This window comes from Nostoc sp. DedQUE02, assembly GCF_034531035.1.
Taxonomy (GTDB): domain Bacteria; phylum Cyanobacteriota; class Cyanobacteriia; order Cyanobacteriales; family Nostocaceae; genus Nostoc.
On record NZ_JAVRBY020000016.1, the window covers coordinates 1 to 16,824 of the forward strand.

The 16,824-nt window shown below is 43.3% G+C and carries 16 protein-coding genes; 10 read left to right on the forward strand and 6 right to left on the reverse strand.

What is annotated here, in order from left to right:
- Nucleotides 1-112 precede the first annotated feature (112 nt).
- The 3 genes from RMX98_RS14930 to RMX98_RS14940 form a co-directional block, all read right to left on the reverse strand.
- Nucleotides 113-1,825: a bifunctional diguanylate cyclase/phosphodiesterase gene (locus RMX98_RS14930; protein ID WP_322678541.1), complete on the reverse strand. Its 1,713-nt coding sequence runs from the start codon at nucleotides 1,823-1,825 to the stop codon at nucleotides 113-115.
- Nucleotides 1,826-2,319: 494 nt separating this feature from the next.
- Nucleotides 2,320-3,006 carry a phosphorylase gene (locus RMX98_RS14935; protein ID WP_322678542.1) on the reverse strand — a complete coding sequence of 229 codons (687 nt, stop codon included), beginning with the start codon at nucleotides 3,004-3,006 and terminating at the stop codon, nucleotides 2,320-2,322.
- A 42-nt stretch (nucleotides 3,007-3,048) separates the two neighbouring features.
- On the reverse strand, nucleotides 3,049-3,276 hold the full coding sequence (locus tag RMX98_RS14940) for a hypothetical protein (RefSeq protein ID WP_322678611.1): 228 nt from the start codon (nucleotides 3,274-3,276) through the stop codon (nucleotides 3,049-3,051).
- On the opposite strand from RMX98_RS14940, the gene RMX98_RS14945 reads away from it, so the two are divergent.
- Genes RMX98_RS14945 through hpnH form a run of 3 tightly spaced genes read left to right on the forward strand, consistent with a single transcriptional unit; the run spans nucleotide 3,246 to nucleotide 8,091 of the window.
- On the forward strand, nucleotides 3,246-5,984 hold the full coding sequence (locus tag RMX98_RS14945) for an efflux RND transporter permease subunit (protein WP_322678543.1): 2,739 nt from the start codon (nucleotides 3,246-3,248) through the stop codon (nucleotides 5,982-5,984). The two genes, RMX98_RS14940 and RMX98_RS14945, sit on opposite strands and share 31 nt — an antisense overlap.
- Nucleotides 5,984-7,012 carry a hopanoid-associated sugar epimerase gene (hpnA, locus tag RMX98_RS14950; protein ID WP_322678544.1) on the forward strand — a complete coding sequence of 343 codons (1,029 nt, stop codon included), beginning with the start codon at nucleotides 5,984-5,986 and terminating at the stop codon, nucleotides 7,010-7,012. The genes RMX98_RS14945 and hpnA overlap by 1 nt, the downstream gene beginning before the upstream one ends.
- A 59-nt stretch (nucleotides 7,013-7,071) precedes the next feature.
- Nucleotides 7,072-8,091 carry an adenosyl-hopene transferase HpnH gene (gene hpnH, locus RMX98_RS14955; RefSeq protein ID WP_322678545.1) on the forward strand — a complete coding sequence of 340 codons (1,020 nt, stop codon included), beginning with the start codon at nucleotides 7,072-7,074 and terminating at the stop codon, nucleotides 8,089-8,091.
- A gap of 247 nt (nucleotides 8,092-8,338) precedes the next feature.
- On the opposite strand, the gene RMX98_RS14960 is transcribed toward hpnH, so the two are convergent.
- Complete coding sequence (locus tag RMX98_RS14960; protein WP_322678546.1) at nucleotides 8,339-8,995, reverse strand: class I SAM-dependent methyltransferase family protein; 657 nt, start codon at nucleotides 8,993-8,995, stop codon at nucleotides 8,339-8,341.
- A gap of 774 nt (nucleotides 8,996-9,769) precedes the next feature.
- Between RMX98_RS14960 and RMX98_RS14965 the strand changes: the two genes are divergently transcribed.
- From RMX98_RS14965 to RMX98_RS14995, 7 genes are all read left to right on the forward strand, one after another.
- Nucleotides 9,770-10,291, forward strand: a complete 522-nt coding sequence (locus RMX98_RS14965) for a phycocyanin subunit beta (protein ID WP_099099077.1) — start codon at nucleotides 9,770-9,772, stop codon at nucleotides 10,289-10,291.
- A 91-nt stretch (nucleotides 10,292-10,382) separates the two neighbouring features.
- Entirely contained in the window at nucleotides 10,383-10,874 is a 492-nt protein-coding gene (cpcA, locus tag RMX98_RS14970; protein ID WP_322678547.1) for a phycocyanin subunit alpha, read from the forward strand.
- A 672-nt stretch (nucleotides 10,875-11,546) separates the two neighbouring features.
- A complete protein-coding gene (locus RMX98_RS14975; protein WP_322678548.1) occupies nucleotides 11,547-12,359 on the forward strand; it encodes a phycobilisome linker polypeptide in 813 nt (270 codons plus the stop codon).
- 138 nt (nucleotides 12,360-12,497) lie between these two features.
- Nucleotides 12,498-13,367: a phycobilisome linker polypeptide gene (locus tag RMX98_RS14980; RefSeq protein ID WP_322678549.1), complete on the forward strand. Its 870-nt coding sequence runs from the start codon at nucleotides 12,498-12,500 to the stop codon at nucleotides 13,365-13,367.
- A 65-nt stretch (nucleotides 13,368-13,432) separates the two neighbouring features.
- Nucleotides 13,433-13,681, forward strand: coding sequence for a phycobilisome linker polypeptide (locus RMX98_RS14985; RefSeq protein ID WP_322678550.1), 249 nt, complete (start codon nucleotides 13,433-13,435; stop codon nucleotides 13,679-13,681).
- A gap of 2 nt (nucleotides 13,682-13,683) precedes the next feature.
- A complete protein-coding gene (locus RMX98_RS14990) occupies nucleotides 13,684-14,529 on the forward strand; it encodes a HEAT repeat domain-containing protein (protein WP_322678551.1) in 846 nt (281 codons plus the stop codon).
- 168 nt (nucleotides 14,530-14,697) lie between these two features.
- The gene (locus tag RMX98_RS14995; protein WP_322678552.1) at nucleotides 14,698-15,426 is read left to right on the forward strand and encodes a HEAT repeat domain-containing protein; all 729 of its coding nucleotides are present in this window, start codon (nucleotides 14,698-14,700) and stop codon (nucleotides 15,424-15,426) included.
- Nucleotides 15,427-15,536: 110 nt separating this feature from the next.
- On the opposite strand, the gene RMX98_RS15000 is transcribed toward RMX98_RS14995, so the two are convergent.
- On the reverse strand, nucleotides 15,537-16,028 hold the full coding sequence (locus tag RMX98_RS15000) for a DUF1499 domain-containing protein (protein ID WP_322678553.1): 492 nt from the start codon (nucleotides 16,026-16,028) through the stop codon (nucleotides 15,537-15,539).
- Between the two features lie 120 nt (nucleotides 16,029-16,148).
- Nucleotides 16,149-16,799: a hypothetical protein gene (locus tag RMX98_RS15005; protein WP_322678554.1), complete on the reverse strand. Its 651-nt coding sequence runs from the start codon at nucleotides 16,797-16,799 to the stop codon at nucleotides 16,149-16,151.
- Between the last annotated feature and the right edge of the window lie 25 nt (nucleotides 16,800-16,824).

Consider the following 16,824-nt stretch of genomic DNA (forward strand, 5'->3'; position numbering starts at 1 on the left):
CTAAATTCTCTCTTTACTCCCCCTGCTCCCCCTGCTCCCCCTGCTCCCCCTGCTTCAAAAAGCGATGATCTCACATTCTCGCGTTGCTCCCTTTTCTGGCTTAGGCATCCACTTATGCTGAAATTATCTTCATCTGTTTAGAACTTTTCTGTAACATCGGGGCAATTATATCAGCAGGGACAGGACAACTGAAGTAGTAACCTTGGCCTTCGTCACATCCTTGCATTTTCAGGTAGTCAAGCTGTTCTTGGGTTTCCACACCCTCTGCCGTGATACTCAACCGGAGACTCTTTGCAAGGGCAATAATGGCATTGGTGACAGCAGCGCTATCAGGATTAGACATGACATCTTTCACAAATGACTGATCAATCTTCAGTATATTCACAGGAAAGCGCTTCAAGTAATTCAGGGACGAATAACCTGTACCGAAGTCGTCTAGAGCCAACCATATACCCTGTTCTCGTAATTGTCTTAAGGTTTTAATTGATCGCTCCATATCACCCATCAAAAAGCTTTCCGTTACTTCCAGTTCTAGATCGGATGCTTGGAGTTCAGTCTCCTCAATAATTTGGCTAATGATTTCAACCAAATACGGTTGTTCAAACTGTCGAGCTGACAGATTTACAGATATCCGAATTGGGGGAAATCCAGCAAGCTGCCAAGCACGGTTTTGGGCACAAGCAGTTCGCAAGACCCATTCGCCAATTGGTACGATCGCACCATTAGCTTCTGCAATAGGAATAAACTTTCCTGGAGAAATAAAACCTAATGTAGGATGCTGCCAGCGAACCAATGCTTCCATAGCTGTAATTTGTCCGCTATGTAAATCAATCAGAGGTTGATAATAAACCAGCATTTCGTTACGGTCAAGCGCTCCATGTAATTCATTTTCTAAAGTCAGTCGTTCCTGCAACTGAGCATTAATTTCTGGCGAATAGAATTGGTATTGGCTACGCCCTTTCTGCTTGGCCTGATACAGTGCTATGTGAGCCTGTTGCAAAAGTTGATCTACGCTATTACGATCATTTATTCCATTAATTGTGATGCCGATGCTGGCGGTGATATGAATCAAGTTACCCTCTACAGAAAAGGGTTTGCTCAGGGTACTCAAAAGCACTTGAGATAGCTTAATCACATTTTCAAGAGAAACAATCTCTATGCGGGCAATGATAAATTCATCTCCATTTAAATGAGCAAGAATATCTGTTTGCCCTATGCCAGATGATAACCTCTGAGCAACTGCTCTTAACAACAAATTTGTTGTTTCATGCTCCAACCCATGACTTATACCAGTGAAATCATCAATACTTACTAAAAAGATAGCTACAAGGCGCTGGTTATTTTCAGGTTGGGATAGAATTTGATAGAGGCGATCGCGGAATAAATCACGATTGGGCAATCCAGTGAGATCGTCATAATTAGTGATGTAGTGAATTAACTCATCTAATTTGTGAAGAGTTTGTGAGGTATCCGCCATCAATGTACCCGCTTCATCAGCAAATTCTGTGGGTAATTCAGGTAGGGTTTTGGTATTTAGATAATTTTGCAATGCAGTAGATGTCAAAATAACCGGTTTGAGGAGGTGGTGTAGGGCGTAAAGTGTGACGGCGGTACCTACTAACGTAGCCAACAAAGCAATGAGCATAACTCGGATCGCCATCTCTAAAGAATAGGAGTTTGAGATGACGAAACTCAAAAGTAAGGTCAGAAGTGGTACGTGAGTGCCCAAAAAAGCCACCAACATGATTTTAGCGGTGTAACTTTTTTTCAGCCATCGAAAACGAGCTAGGAACGAGTATAGGTAGAGCTTGTGATTGAGATTCATAAATTCTGTTAGATAGTTGGTAAATTAGTTCCGAGCTATCCTGGCAAAAGGGTATTTTTGATTTCTAATTCAATAGAACTAGCTCTCATGTAACCCAACCCTGATAAGTTTATATATCTATGTTTCCCAATCTCAATTTCTACTTGATATATATAACGATAAAGTTTATGTAAAACTTATTCCACAAGTAATTACACAACAAATCTATAGTTGTATTTATTATTACATAAACGGTACTTATTTATTTGTTTTAACGCGATCTAAAAACAAAAATAACTACAGATAAACGTGAGTTCGACAAGTATTATTTGACCTCTCCTCCAACCCCTCTCCATGTCGGAGAGGGGAGCAAAAATTGAATTTTTCGTTGCTCCTCCTTTGGGTTTCAAATAGGGAGGCTAGGAGAGAGGTTCGTCGAACTCAGTTAAATAACTATGTTTATCTATAGTTAGATTTCACAAAATGATTATGTGTGCAATTCAAGACGCAACAAATTATTTCAGGCTATAGTCTGAAAAGAGCAGATTTGTAACTTGCTCTAATACCTTTAATGCTGTTAATGAACCTCGAATCAGGTGAGTCGCAGCAATGGGTTGTCGAAGCATTGCCATTGCTAAAGGAAAAGAGTTTAGGGAACCATCAGAGTTAATTGCTGATGTCAGATCGGGGATATTATGCTGACAATCGTCGCTCACTACTCGCAGCATTGCCACGGACACCCCAACAGCATTGAAAAATTCTAGGGCGGTAAATCCTTCCATATCAACAACATCAACTGCTAAAGTCTTACCTAAACGGCTTTTTTCAGCAGCAGAGCAAATTACGCGATCGCTTGTCACTGACTTGACTAAAGATACTTTTTCTGATATCGAAGATTGCAATTGTGTTGTCAAAGTGCGATCGCATTCTTGCTGCTTCCCCTGATAAACACAATCTTGATACAGCACAATATCACCAACTGTGTGGCGATCGCTCAAGCTGCCACATAGACCCATCATCAGCACTCTCGATGAAGCTAGAAATTGTCCTTGTTGGAGATATTTGAGTAAAGCCTTCATCCCAACAGGTATAGCTACTACCGTTGGGATGGAGCCAGAAACGCCGCTTAATCCGCGACAGACAGCTTTATATTCTGCTCCCTGAGGCACCAAAATTGTATTAATGGGTAAAAAGTTAGGCACTAACCCTCTCGACAGTTTCAAGTTTGCGTTTGGGGATTAACTCTAAGGTAGGGAGAGCAATGGTAGCAAGTCACAGAACCAAGTTTTATCTTGAAGTTTCCTTTTTGTATTAAAAATTGGGTTATATCTGAGTGACAATAAGTAATATTGCCGTTTAGTACTAACCAAAACTCGCAAACCGAAGGTGATTGCTGTAGCATGACTAAATAATTGTGTCACCCACACGATAATTTTCCAAGATGGTAAAGCTTCATAACTCCAAATCCGCACGAGAACTCTTCAATATTTCCAAATTGGCGATTCAATTTTCGTGGCTGACGGTGAGTTTTTGGATTGCCGTAACGGTAGCCGGCGTTCTGGCTTTCAGCTCCCTTAAGTATGCCTTGTTTCCAGATATTACCTTTCCGGTGGTGGTTGTGAATGCTACAGCACCTCTGAGAACTGCGCTGGATACAGAAACGAAGCTTACCAAACCCCTAGAAGAACGCCTGCGTTCCCTAGAAGGACTGGAGAATATCCGCTCATCTACCTATCCAAGTCAAACTGCTGTTGCCCTTTCTTTTGTCGTAGGGACGAATTTAGAAACATCGACCAAAAAAGTTGAAACTGCCCTGAAGAAGTTGACTTTACCTCAAGGAGCAACTTCCAAAATTATTCCCCTGAATTTAAATGAGTCAGCCGCCATTAGTTATGCCATAGAGAGTCCCACGCGGAATCTCAAGGATTTGACGAAGTTGGCGCAAGATGAGATTGTGAGTGCGATCGCTAAACTACCAGGAGTCCTGAAAGTCTCACTACTAGGCGCTGCTAATGCAACTCCTCCAATAAATCCAGCGAATGCAAGTGCAACAGTCCCCCAAAGTGGGGCGACATTAGTCCGGTTTAACGGTGAAGATGCACTCGCATTTCAGGTAATCAAACGCGGTAATGCTAATACTTTGGAAGTAGTGAGTCGGGTTGAGAAAGAAGTTCAAAGGCTACGCTCTACCCTTAAAGATGTCAAACTCACCTTAGCTGCCACCCAAGCAGAATATATCCGCCAAGCCACCCAGTCAACAATTGATGCTTTGCTGGAAGCAGTCTTGTTGTCAATCGTAGTAATTTTTCCTTTTTTATGGAATTGGCGGGCAACTCTCATCTCTGCCTTGGCGATTCCCACGTCTTTGTTGGCGACGTTTATCGTTATGGCGATTTTCGGCTTCAACCTGGAAACAATCACCCTGCTGGCTTTAGCTTTGGTGATTGGTAGCATTGTTGATGATGCGATCGTGGATGTGGAAAACATCATGCGACATGTTGAAGATGGGGAAACTCCTCGCCAAGCAGCGCTTTTAGCTACAAATGAGATCGGGTTGACAGTCACCGCCGCTACTTTGACAGCAGTAGCAGTTTTTCTACCCATAGGTTTGATGGGTGGTGTCATCGGTCAGTTTTTCAAGCCTTTCGGCATCACTGTTTCAGCCGCGATGCTTGCTTCTATGCTAGTTGCTCGGACTTTATCTCCAGTTTTGGCTATCTACTGGCTAAAACCGAAATCCTCGCTCTCCCCACGTCGAGAAGCAAAAATCTGGGTAGCGTTTACTCAATTTTACAGAAACTTGCTGAGTTGGTCTTTGAATCATCGCAAGATAGTTATCGGGTTAGCTGTACTCAGCTTCATCGCAGGTATAGCACTGATTCCACTAATTCCCAAAGGGTTCATTCCCAAACTTGATCGCGGCGAATTTAATATTGCTTATACGGCTCCTTTGCCGAGTATTCCTAGTGGAGGAGAGGGGCAGGGGGGCAGCACTTCGGCTACGCTCAGTGACCGGGGGGGAGCAGGGGAGCAGGGGAGAAATCCTAGTCTCCAGTCTCAAATTCCCAATCCCTTGAACGATTCTCTTGAGGTTGCGAAAAAACTAGAAGAGGTTGTCAGAAAATCACCAACAGTTGAAACGGTATTTACCACTATTGGTTCTCGTGAGGGTGAACCAAATAAAGGGACACTATATGTAAAGTTAAAGGAAAATCGCACAATTACAACTGCGGAATTACAAGACCAGTTGCGCTCCTCCTTACCTGCTCTTTCTGGGGTAACTACTAGTGTTGAAGATATTCAATTTGTCGATTCTGGCGGTCAAAAACCCCTGCAAATAGCATTACAAGGTGATAATCTCCAAGCTTTGAGCAAAGCAGTCAAAGCAATTAAAGAAAGGATTCAAAGGCTACCGGGATTCGCTGATGTCACAGTTACAGGTGAAACGAATCCACAAGGCACGGTTTTTCAGATCGAGCGTCTGAATAATCAGCGCGTAGCCTACATCAGTGCTAATCTTGGCAAGGATCTGTCTTTGGGTGATGCCACTGACAAAGTAGTAGCTGAAGCAAACGCGGTGTTACCCTCTAATGTTTCTTTAAATTTGGGGGGAGACTCTGCTAACCAAAATAAAGTTTTTAGCAGTTTCGGCAGTACTTTAGCTTTATCTGCCTTGTGCATTGTTGTGGTACTAATTTTACTATTCAAAAGCTGGGTAGACCCTTTAGTTATTGGTGTATCTTTGCCTTTAGCACTAGTGGGGGCGATGTTGGCGCTACTAATTACCAAGAGCGACTTTGGTATGATCTCATTGATCGGTTTCGTCTTTTTGCTAGGGCTGGCAAATAAAAATGCGATTTTGCTTGTAGATTATATCAACCAGTTACGCAATGCTGGCTTAGAGCGTACAGAGGCGATTCTCAACACCGGACTAGTGCGCCTCAGACCAATTATGATGACCACGGCCTCCACTATTTTAGGGATGCTGCCGATCGCTTTGGGTTTGGGTGCAGGTTCCGAATTGCGATCGCCGATGGCTGTAGCGATCGCAGGTGGACTAGTAACTTCAACTATTCTCAGTTTGATTGTTGTGCCAGTCGTCTACACTATTTTGGATGATTGGTTTCCCCGGTTTAAGAAGAGGGGGAGCAGGGAAGCAGAGGAGCAGGGGGCAAGTTGATGCAGGTTTTTGTCACGGGGGGTACGGGTTTTATTGGCGCTCATTTGGTACGGTTGCTCCTACAAGAAGGATATGCCGTCAAAGTGCTGGTACGCTCAACCAGCAATTTGGAGAATCTACGCGGTTTGGATGTGGAAATTGTCAAAGGCGATTTGAACGATCCAAATCTCTGGCAACAAATGAGAGGTTGTCAATATCTATTTCATGTGGCAGCTCATTATTCCCTGTGGCAAACAGACCGAGAATTACTCCATCGTCACAATGTCCTGGGTACGCGCAATGTGTTGGCAGCAGCTCGCAAAGCTAATATTGAACGCACCGTCTACACAAGTTCGGTTGCGGCAATTGGGGTAGGATCGTCAGGAGAAGTTGTGGATGAAACACATCAGAGTCCCTTAGAAAAGTTGGTGGGTGACTATAAAAAGTCTAAGTTTTTGGCTGAACAAGAAGCTATGCAAGCCGTTGCTACAGGTCAGGAGGTAGTTATTGTCAATCCCAGCAGCCCCATTGGCGCGTTGGATATCAAACCTACCCCTACGGGTGATATAATTTTACGGTTTTTGCGAGGCCAAATGCCCTTTTACTTGGATACTGGTCTAAATTTTATCGACGTGCGGGATGTGGTATGGGGGCATTTACTGGCTTTGCAACGGGGTAAATCAGGCGATCGCTATATCTTAGGTCATCAAAACCTCAGTCTCAAAGAACTACTCGAACAACTCGCCGATATCACAGGTCTTAGCGCACCTCAACGAACAGTACCCGCTTGGTTGCCCCTTGGTGTTGCCTGGATTGATGAAAAGATTCTCGCACCACTGGGTAAATCGCCCTCAGTGCCATTGGATGGCGTTCGGATGGCGAAACAACCGATGTATTACAATGCTTCAAAGGCTGTACGAGAGTTGGGTCTACCCCAATCTTCGCTGAACGCCGCGCTCAAAGATGCTGTGGATTGGTTTGTTGCTCAGGGATATGTCAACCCCTCTGGGGAATTCAAAATTCAAAATTCAAAATTTAAGACCCCATAGATCAATCTTGGGGTTGAGAAAGTGGTGCATTTATCTTTAAAAGAGGAGCGATCGCAACAATGGCAGTTAATCTACAACAAGCTATGGATATTGGGAAGTATCTTGTTACTCAGCGTTTGAAAGGACGTAAACGCTTCCCTTTAGTATTGATGTTGGAACCTCTTTTTCGGTGTAATCTCGCTTGTACTGGTTGTGGTAAAATCCAACATCCAAAGGAAATTTTAAAGCAAAATCTCACCCCAGAACAGTGTTTTGCCGCAGTGGAAGAGTGCGGCGCACCGGTTGTCTCCATTCCTGGCGGAGAACCTCTGCTACACCCCCAAATCGATGAAATTGTTCAGGGATTAATTGAGCGCAAGAAATATATTTACTTGTGTACCAATGGTTTGTTATTAGAAAAGAGCCTGGATAAGTTTCAACCTTCGCCTTACCTGACTTTTAGCGTGCATTTAGATGGAATGCGCGAGTTACACGATCACTGCGTCGATCGCAAAGGTGTTTTTGATATTGCTGTCAAAGCCATTCGCGCCGCTAAAGCTAAAGGCTTTCGTGTTACAACTAACACCACTATCTTTGAAGGTACTAAACCCCAAGATATGCAAGATTTCTTCAACTTTCTGGAAACACTAAATACTGACGGGATGATGATTTCTCCCGGCTACAGTTACGAGTGGGCACCAGATCAAGATCATTTTCTCCACCGCGAACAAACCCGCGCCCTCTTCCGGGAAATTCTGGCCCCATACAAAAGTGGTGAAAAAAACTGGAACTTCAATCACAATCCGTTGTTCTTAGATTTTCTCACTGGTGAGAAGGACTACGAATGCACGCCTTGGGGTAGTCCTAGTTATAGCGTTCTCGGTTGGCAAAAACCTTGTTATCTGCTGAACGAAGGTTATTACTCTACCTTCAAGGAATTACTCGCCCAAACTGATTGGAGTCAATACGGCCAGAAGAGTGGTAATCCCAAGTGTGCCGATTGTATGGTTCACTGCGGCTACGAACCCACCGCCGCAATGGATGCAATGCAACCGCAAAATATGGCGCGTGCCCTTGGCAGTGTGTTTGGCAGGAATTAATAATCAGGGGGAAAGGAAAAAAGGACTTACAAAAACAATACAAAACTCTGATTTTCTGGTAGGGGCAATTCATGAATTGCCTCTACTGAGTTTACTATTACGGAAGTCATACTAGAGTTTGTATGTTCAGCAAAATTCCAGTCCACTCAAGTGGACTTTAACTGTTACAGAAATGTGAGTAATAGCAAATATTTAAAAACAGCTTAGTGCTGGATTTTATCAATCTTTTCAATCACTATCCCTTTATTTACCTGGCTTTACTTGGAACACCAGTAAAGGAGAAAAACTGTTGTTCTTTGGGTACAGCTAAACTTTCACCAAGATAACGATGAATACCTACTCCCATGTCTCCTGTTGCGGTGAGTTTGAAGTTCACTTCTTCAAATCCATATTCATGGAAAAATTTACGCACAGTCTCAGAGTGAGCAATACCGTTAGAGTGTCCACGAGTCCAAATTACAAAAGCACCTTGCTTACTCAGAAAATTCAAATTTGCTAGCAAGCGATTTAGTTCAGCTTCATCTGCAAGATTGCCAAATACACCACAGACAATCACAATGTCTGCTGGCACTGCTCCTACATAGTTAGAGGAGAGAGTTGCATCACCATTGATAAACTCAATTTGTTTTGTCAAACCCAACGATTCTATTGTTTGTTGTCCACGTTCAACTAGGTGTGAATTTAGTTCTACGAGTCGGGCATAAACATCTTTTGCTCGTGGGTGATTTGATAGCGTTCCTAGCAAATCTCTTCCATCGCCCGCGCAAACACTAACTACACGGATTAACCCTGGTTCGGACAAATTCAAGCTATAGGAAATGTATTCCTGCACAATTTGCAAGCGTTGTTGCAATTTTGGTTCGTTCTTGTAGAGGTCGTGCCATTCAAACCAGTCTTTTACCATAGGAAGTAATTTCTATTCCCATTAATCACAAGTTTGCAAAATTACAGTCATAGGTGTAATTTAATACTACAATAATTTTATCAAATAACCGTAGTTTATGCTGAACACAGATTATCATGAAAAGTTCTCCAAAATCAAGTATTTTTTCTTTATCAAAGTTGAGAACAGAGACGCGAAGAAATTGCACTTATTACCTTGTATCGATCAGTGCAGCCGTAAATATCCTGTATGCCCCTGGCAGGAGATGCAAGTAGCAAATACTACAATAGTTAAAGATGCGATACCTGGGTGGTCACTGAATCTCGACTCACTTCGACGCCGCGATAGTTGAGGTAGTCGAAACTCAGTGCAAGTCGCTCGATTACCGCGTAGCTGAAGTGCGAACTACGCCTACGCATTCTTTAAGGGATTTCCCTGAAAGAAATTTCGAGTATTTATTAAAGTGCGAGAAGTTAACCTAAATGTAAAGTTATGTAAACGAAATTAACAAACATAACAATAATTTGTAATAAATAATGATACGGCAGCATTGTATAAAGAGAACTTGGAAGTAAAAAACAACATCTTAATCAGGTTTTCCAGTCGTTCATAGAAGTTTGAAGTTTTTTAACAAAAGTTTTAATCTGAAAGCCTGGAGATCGTAAACTTATTTCGTTGGATGTCTGTTTTAAACCTTTCGTAACTCGTCAGGCAGTGCTGACATCAAAAATCAACTGAACCATTCAGTTTTGAGTCCAATTATTCTTAACCAAGCAAATTAGGAGATTTAACGCAATGGTTTTAGATGCATTTGCAAAAGTAGTTTCCCAAGCTGATACACGCGGCGAATATCTCTCTGATGCACAATTGGATGCATTGAGCGAACTAGTCAAAGATGGTAACAAGCGTGCAGATGCTGTTAACCGTATTACCAGCAATGCGTCAGCTCTTGTTGCTGCTGCGGCTCGTGATTTGTGGGCAGAACAACCCCAATTGATCACTCCCGGTGGTAATGCTTACACCAGCCGTCGTGCAGCTGCTTGTATCAGAGACTTGGACATCATTCTTCGCTATATCACCTACGCTATCTTTGCTGGCGATTCCAGCGTACTAGATGATCGTGCCCTCAATGGATTGCGGGAAACCTACTTGGCATTGGGAACTCCAGGAGCTTCAGTTGCTGTTGGTATTCAAAAGCTGAAACAAGCTTCTTTGGCAATTGTCAACGATACAAACAATATCACCAGAGGCGATTGCAGTGCTTTGTCATCTGAAATAGCTAGCTATTTCGATCGTGCTGCTGCTGCTGTGGCTTAAGCAAATCTTGCTTTGCTGATGTTGACTAAATAATTGTCCATAGGACAAAACAAAATTTCAACCATAACGTTTGTAAAAGGGAAATACCAAAATGACAAAAACACCTCTAACTGAAGCGATCGCATCGGCTGATTCTCAAGGACGCTACCTCAGCAGCACTGAAATTCAAGTTGCTTTTGGTCGCTTCCGCCAAGCTCCAGCTAGCTTACAAGCGGCAAAAGCATTGAGCGCTAATGCTCAACGCTTGACCGAAGGTGCTGCTCAAGCAGTTTATAACAAGTACCCTTACACCACTCAACAACAAGGCCCCAACTTCGCGGCTGATGCACGCGGCAAAGGCAAATGTGTACGTGATGTCGGCTACTACTTGCGGATTATCACTTATGCTTTAGTTGTTGGTGGCACAGGCCCCTTGGATGATTTCTTGATTTCTGGCTTGGCTGAAATCAACCGGACTTTTGATCTTTCTCCTAGCTGGTACATTGAAGCTCTCAAGTACATCAAAGCTAACCACGGTCTCAGCGGCGACCCAGCTGTTGAAGCAAATTCCTACATCGACTACGTAATCAATACTCTAAGCTAGAGTGTTTCTTTAGCCCGGAGAGGAAATCAGCTCTTATGACAAGTGAGTTCTATGAGTTGTTTACCTCTCCGGGCAGTTTTTTAAGAAAAGCTAGCTGAAAACCTTGGAGAAAGAAGAACGTAGTTCTGTATTTTTTGCTTTAGAACAGGGATAAAAGCTGCCGACGTAGCACGGTACTTGCTACAACTTTGGGAAAGTTCACAACCCAGTGCCTCTTTTAAGCTACCGTCAATTGGCACAATATTTTTATCAGTACAAGATTTAAAAACCTACCCTCAGACTGGGGGAAAGTATACGCCCGAAATAACGTAAGGAGATATCACTACGCCCTTGTGGCAAATGTGGTGAGGCAGCGAGCGCAATTTTCTCCCTTCTCTTACGTGACGCTAGTGCAACGTTAGCGAGTCCGCGTCTACTACGGGGAAGGAAGCTAGGTGCAGCATCTGGCAGAGAACGTCTGGAGGTTTTTCCCCCATAGGAGACTGCCAAACCTGTAAGGTGAGCCTGGGAACCTGTGGAAACAGGATATTAAGGCAGCAATGTCTTAAAAATCGCCTTACTTAAAGGTAGGGTGAGTATCAATTTCAAAAAGACTGTTAAAAGACTAGAAAAAAATTTTCTAAAAAATTTTCAGTTTTGCAGTTTTTGCAGTTAAAACTGAGGAGGTTAAAGATGGCAGCTTTGGGACAAGCAGCAAGATTAGGGATTGGAGCGTTTGAAAATTCAGCAGTAGTAGAACTACGCCCTGATAGAACAGAAGCAGATGTGGCAGTGGTTATCCGGGCGGCTTACCGTCAGGTTTTGGGTAATGCATATTTACTGGAAGGAGAGCGTCTAGAGAGTGCAGAATCACTGTTGCAGCAAGGTGTAATCACCGTTAAGGGATTTGTGCTAGCCATTGCTCAATCAGAACTATATCGGGATAAGTTTTTCCACTCCAACTCCCAAACTCGGTTTATCGAGTTGAATTATAAGCATTTATTGGGGCGTGCCCCAGAAGATGAGTCAGAGATTTCGTACCATGTTGAGCTTTATAACTCACAAGGTTATGAAGCTGAGATTAATTCCTACATTGACTCATTAGAATATCAAGAGAATTTTGGCGAAAATATTGTCCCCTACTATAAAGGCTTTAAAAGTCAAGTAGGACAGAAAAACGTTGGCTATAGCCGACTGTTCCAACTGTATCGGGGTTATGCCAATAGCGATCGCGCTCAAGGACAAAAACAAGGACGCCTCACCTGGGAAGTGGCTAAGAATCTAGCTTCACCCATTTACCCAGTCTCTTCTGGAGCCTTAACAGGTCTCTCTAGAGGCGGTCGCGGCGAAACATACCGGATCAGAGTACTACAAGCAGCTTCCCCAAACTCAGCTGTAGTACGGCGCGGTACTGCGGAATTGATCGTACCCTACGAGCAACTTTCTAGTAAATTACAGCAGTTGAATCGCAAGGGTAGTAAGGTTATTAGCATTACAGCCGTATAAATAGGGAATCGGGGGAGTGGGGAGTAGGGAGTAGGCTTGCCGTGAGCGTAGCCGAACGGGAGTGGGGAATTTCACCACTCTCAACTCCCCACAGCCTACTCCCCTTAGCAATTATTAATTACACAAGGAAAATTACCAATGGCTATTACAACAGCAGCTTCCCGTCTGGGAACAGAACCTTTTAGCGATCAGTCTCCTGTGGAATTGCGTCCGAATGCAACCAAAGAAGACATCGAGAGAGTAATTGTTGCCGTCTATCGTCAGGTGTTGGGAAACAACTACATATTGGCATCAGACCGCCTGACAAGTGCTGAATCTATCCTGCGCGATGGAAAAATCACAGTTCAAGAGTTTGTACGTCAACTAGCTAAATCAGAACTGTACAAATCCAAGTTTTTCTACGACAACTTTCAAACTCGCGTCATCGAACTGAACTACAAACATTTGTTGGGTCGTGCCCCTTATGATGAGTCTGATGTCGTCTATCACTTGGACTTGTATCAAACCAAGGGATATGAAGCCGACATTGATTCTTATATTGATTCGCCAGAGTATCAATCTAACTTTGGTGAAAATATAGTGCCTTACTATCGCGGCTTTGAAACCCAAACAGGACAAAAAACTGTCGGATTTACCCGGATATTTCAACTTTATCGTGGCTATGCCAGTAGCGATACTTCCCAACTCAAAGGCAAAGACACCCGCCTTGCTAGCGAACTAGGTCGCAATAGCGCATCCGTCGTTGTTCCTCCCTCCGGTGCTTCCTCAGGCTTTTCATACGTTGCTTCTGAAAAAGGCGTTACCCCCAACAGTACTTTTGGTGGTGCAGGAACCTTTGGTAAAGAAGGCAGACTTTACCGCATTGAAGTAGCAGGTGTTTTTGGCGCTGGTTATCCTAGCACACGCCGCGTTAATCAAGCGGTAGTTATACCTTATGAAGAACTATCTAGTTACTTCCAGAGAGTGGTAAAACAAGGTGGTAAAATAGCTAGTGTAAAACCCCTTTAGTCTCATTTGTCAATAGTCATTAGTCAAAAAAGACTAATGACAATTTAGAATAGGGAATTAATTTTATGGTTGGGCCAATTAGTAGTACGAGTAATCGCTACTTTCGATATGAAGTAGTGGGTCTGCGTCAAAGCGAAGAAACTGACAAAACCAACTATCCCATTCGTTCTAGTGCCAGTGTGTTTTTCACAGTACCTGAGAACCGGATGAATCAGGAAATGCAGCGAATTACTCGCTTGGGTGGCAAAATAGTCAGCATTCAGCCATTGAACGCTGAACCTCAAACAAATAGCGAACAAAGCGATCCTTCTTGATAATGAATTTCAGTCCGCAGAAATTTGAAGATTTATCATCGACAGAGAACTCTGGCGATGGTGAATCTTTGACAGTAGAGCAAGCGATCGCTAATCTTGAGAGTGCAGATTTAGGTCTGCGCTTTTATGCTGCCTGGTGGTTAGGTAGATTTCGGATATGTGAAGCAGCTGCGGTTACAGGATTGATTAAAGCGTTAGAGGATGAAGCCGACAAAACGCCAGAAGGCGGATATCCTTTACGACGGAACGCAGCTAGGGCTTTAGGAAAACTAGGCGATCGCCAAGCAATCTCGCCTTTAATTGCGTGTTTAGACTGCTCAGATTTTTATGTCCGGGAAGCGGCGGCACAATCCTTAGAAATGCTGGGTGATCCAATTTGTATTCCCGCCCTAATCAAGCTATTAGCAGTCGGTTTGCAGGGAGAGCAGCTAATATCAAAGCAGCCTGATTTATCTCAACCCTACGAGGCCATTTTAGAAGCCTTGGGAACATTGAAGGCGACTGAGTGCATCCCTTTCGTAAAACCATTTTTAGAGCATCCAATCGAATTGGTGCAATATGCTGCTGCACGAGCCATGTATCAATTAACCCAAGAACCAGTTTATGGAGAACGGTTAGTCAAAGCTCTGGCAGGAGATAAATTGCAATTGCGTCGAGCAGTGTTAGCAGACTTGGGAGCGATTGGCTATCTACCCGCAGCAGATGCGATCGCCGAGACTCTTGCCGAAAATAGTCTGAAGCTAATTTCTCTTAAAGGATTACTAGAACATCAAGTTAACCACACAGCAACAAGCACTTTGTCAGCAGGTGCGATTAAAGTGATGAATTTGATGGACTCACTGTTGTAGTTATATTTTTCCAAAAAGTAGTTGTCATTAATACCTTAAAGCAAAATGTTTACTACAGATAAACCCCCAACCCAACTGCAAAATCAGGGCTAGGGGTTTATGTATGATGTCAACTACGGATAACCTAAGCTACAATTGGCTGACCACTCATCACCGATGAAAATTATTATGAATAACAGCGACCTTGCCCAAATATTGATCCGTGCTGTGGAAGAAGCAGACTCCTCAGAACGCCTATTAGACGCAGTTCAGGAGTTAGCGGCATCTGGTCTAGAGGAATCTGTTCCCACTCTGATTGCAGCTTTGGGCTACAATAACCCAGGGGCAGCTGTGGCGGCAGTAGATGGGCTGATTGCGATCGGAGAAGCCGCAGTCCCGTCACTATTGGAACTAATTGATGACTACAACTATAGTGCTAGAGCCTGGGCTATTCGTGCCTTAGCCGGAATTGGTGATGTTCGGGCGCTGGATACCTTGTTAGAGGCAGCAAAAACTGATTTTTCCCTAAGTGTGCGGCGAGCAGCTGCTAGGGGATTAGGCACTTTGCGCTGGCATCAACTACCTGCTGAGAAAGTGGAACCTGTTCAGACTCAGGTATTAGAGGCGCTATTACTAATTTCTCAAGATCCAGAGTGGGTAGTGCGCTATGCAGCAGTGACCAGTTTAGAAGCACTAGCGAGCGCCATAGTATTCACTTTACCCGAGCAAGCATCGCAGATTACAAATCAACTTCAGCAGATACTCGATACAGATGTTGATCTGGGGGTTCGCACCCGTGTAAAGTTTGCACAGCAAAAAATTCAGCAGCAGCAACATCAAGAAATTTTTGCACCAAAAAGAAAGCTACAAGACGCTGATGTGCCTGAAGTACCTCATCGTGGCGGTGGCAGACGTTAACTAAGGGATTGACATTCCCCGCGATAAATCGACGGGGATTTTTGCTTCCTTGACTTTTTGGCTAACTAATAGTAATCAAAAATTTTAGCACTTTTCAGGGCTTGCAAAAATCAAATATTTAAATCACGCAGCGCTAAACGAATTTGTTCGACACGCCTACGATTGACACCGAAATCTGAATCTCCCAGACGAGATGCCGAGCGCAGATGAATTACTGACTCATTGGAAGGCAAATAAAACTCTACATCATCAACAAATCTAAAGATGCGGCTTTTAGAAAGAGCATGGATGTAATTAGGAGTTTGTTCTATAACCTCTGTGCGAGGAACAACAGTGAGAACTTTTAGTAAGGTTTCTCTAGCAGCATTGCGATCTACATGATAAGCAATCGGGTCAATAGCGTGCTTGGAATCAGCATTTTGGCTCACAACACAGTTAGGGGAAACTGGACAAGAATTAAGATGACCGTTATTAATTCCCAAGCTAGAAGAAGCTGCCCAAGTAGCCCCAGGAAGTATTAAACTACTAATCAAAGTTATGAGTAAAAACAAAGTGACATTCCATAATAGTCGCTGACGAAACGCTGTTAGTAGATGAGACATGATAGATTTAATCCTCTTATTTTGAATAGCACTCAATTATTTTCGGTCATTTAAAATGGTTTTGACCTTTACTAAAAAAACACTACCGCGTATTGCATCCAAATAAGAATCGCTATAAAATTAACCAGACAATAAAGACTGAATTTCAGCCTGGATATTGCCACGGGCACATGGTTCGGCGAACTCTAACATTAAAGGCGTAAAGTAAATACGCGATCGCTGTAAAAATCGTTCTAAAACCTGCTGACGACCTGTGATATAATCTACCTCTCCCATCCAGGCATATTCCTGGCGAATGCCATAGGCGTATTCTTCATACTGCGCTTGGTTAGTAGCCAAAATCGCTAAATCTGCATCAAGTAAAACTTGGCTATCATAGTCATCCACCGCAGCTTGATGGTGTTTAGTATTCAGAATGAGACGGGTAACAGTAGCTATAGTACTTTCTGGAATACCCAAATTATTTAGCAATTCAAAAGCATAGTCTGCACTTTGTTCTTCATTATCTTTAGCTTGAGACTCATACACTACATCGTGAAACCAGGCAGCTAGTTGAACAGAGGCTAGGTTGTTGGTGTAGCCTTGCAAAATCTCAATTGTGCTGAGGACGCGATCAATGTGTTTCAGTGTATGGTAGTAGCGACCAGGGGTAGAGTAAGCTGCAACCAAGGGATTAAAAGCTTTCTCAGCCGCTACCTGGTCAACTCCAAAGGATTGGAGTGTGTGCTGCCAATTAGAAAATAAGATATGCGTGAGGTTTTCTGTAGGCATAAACGTAGTATCCACACTCTTAGTA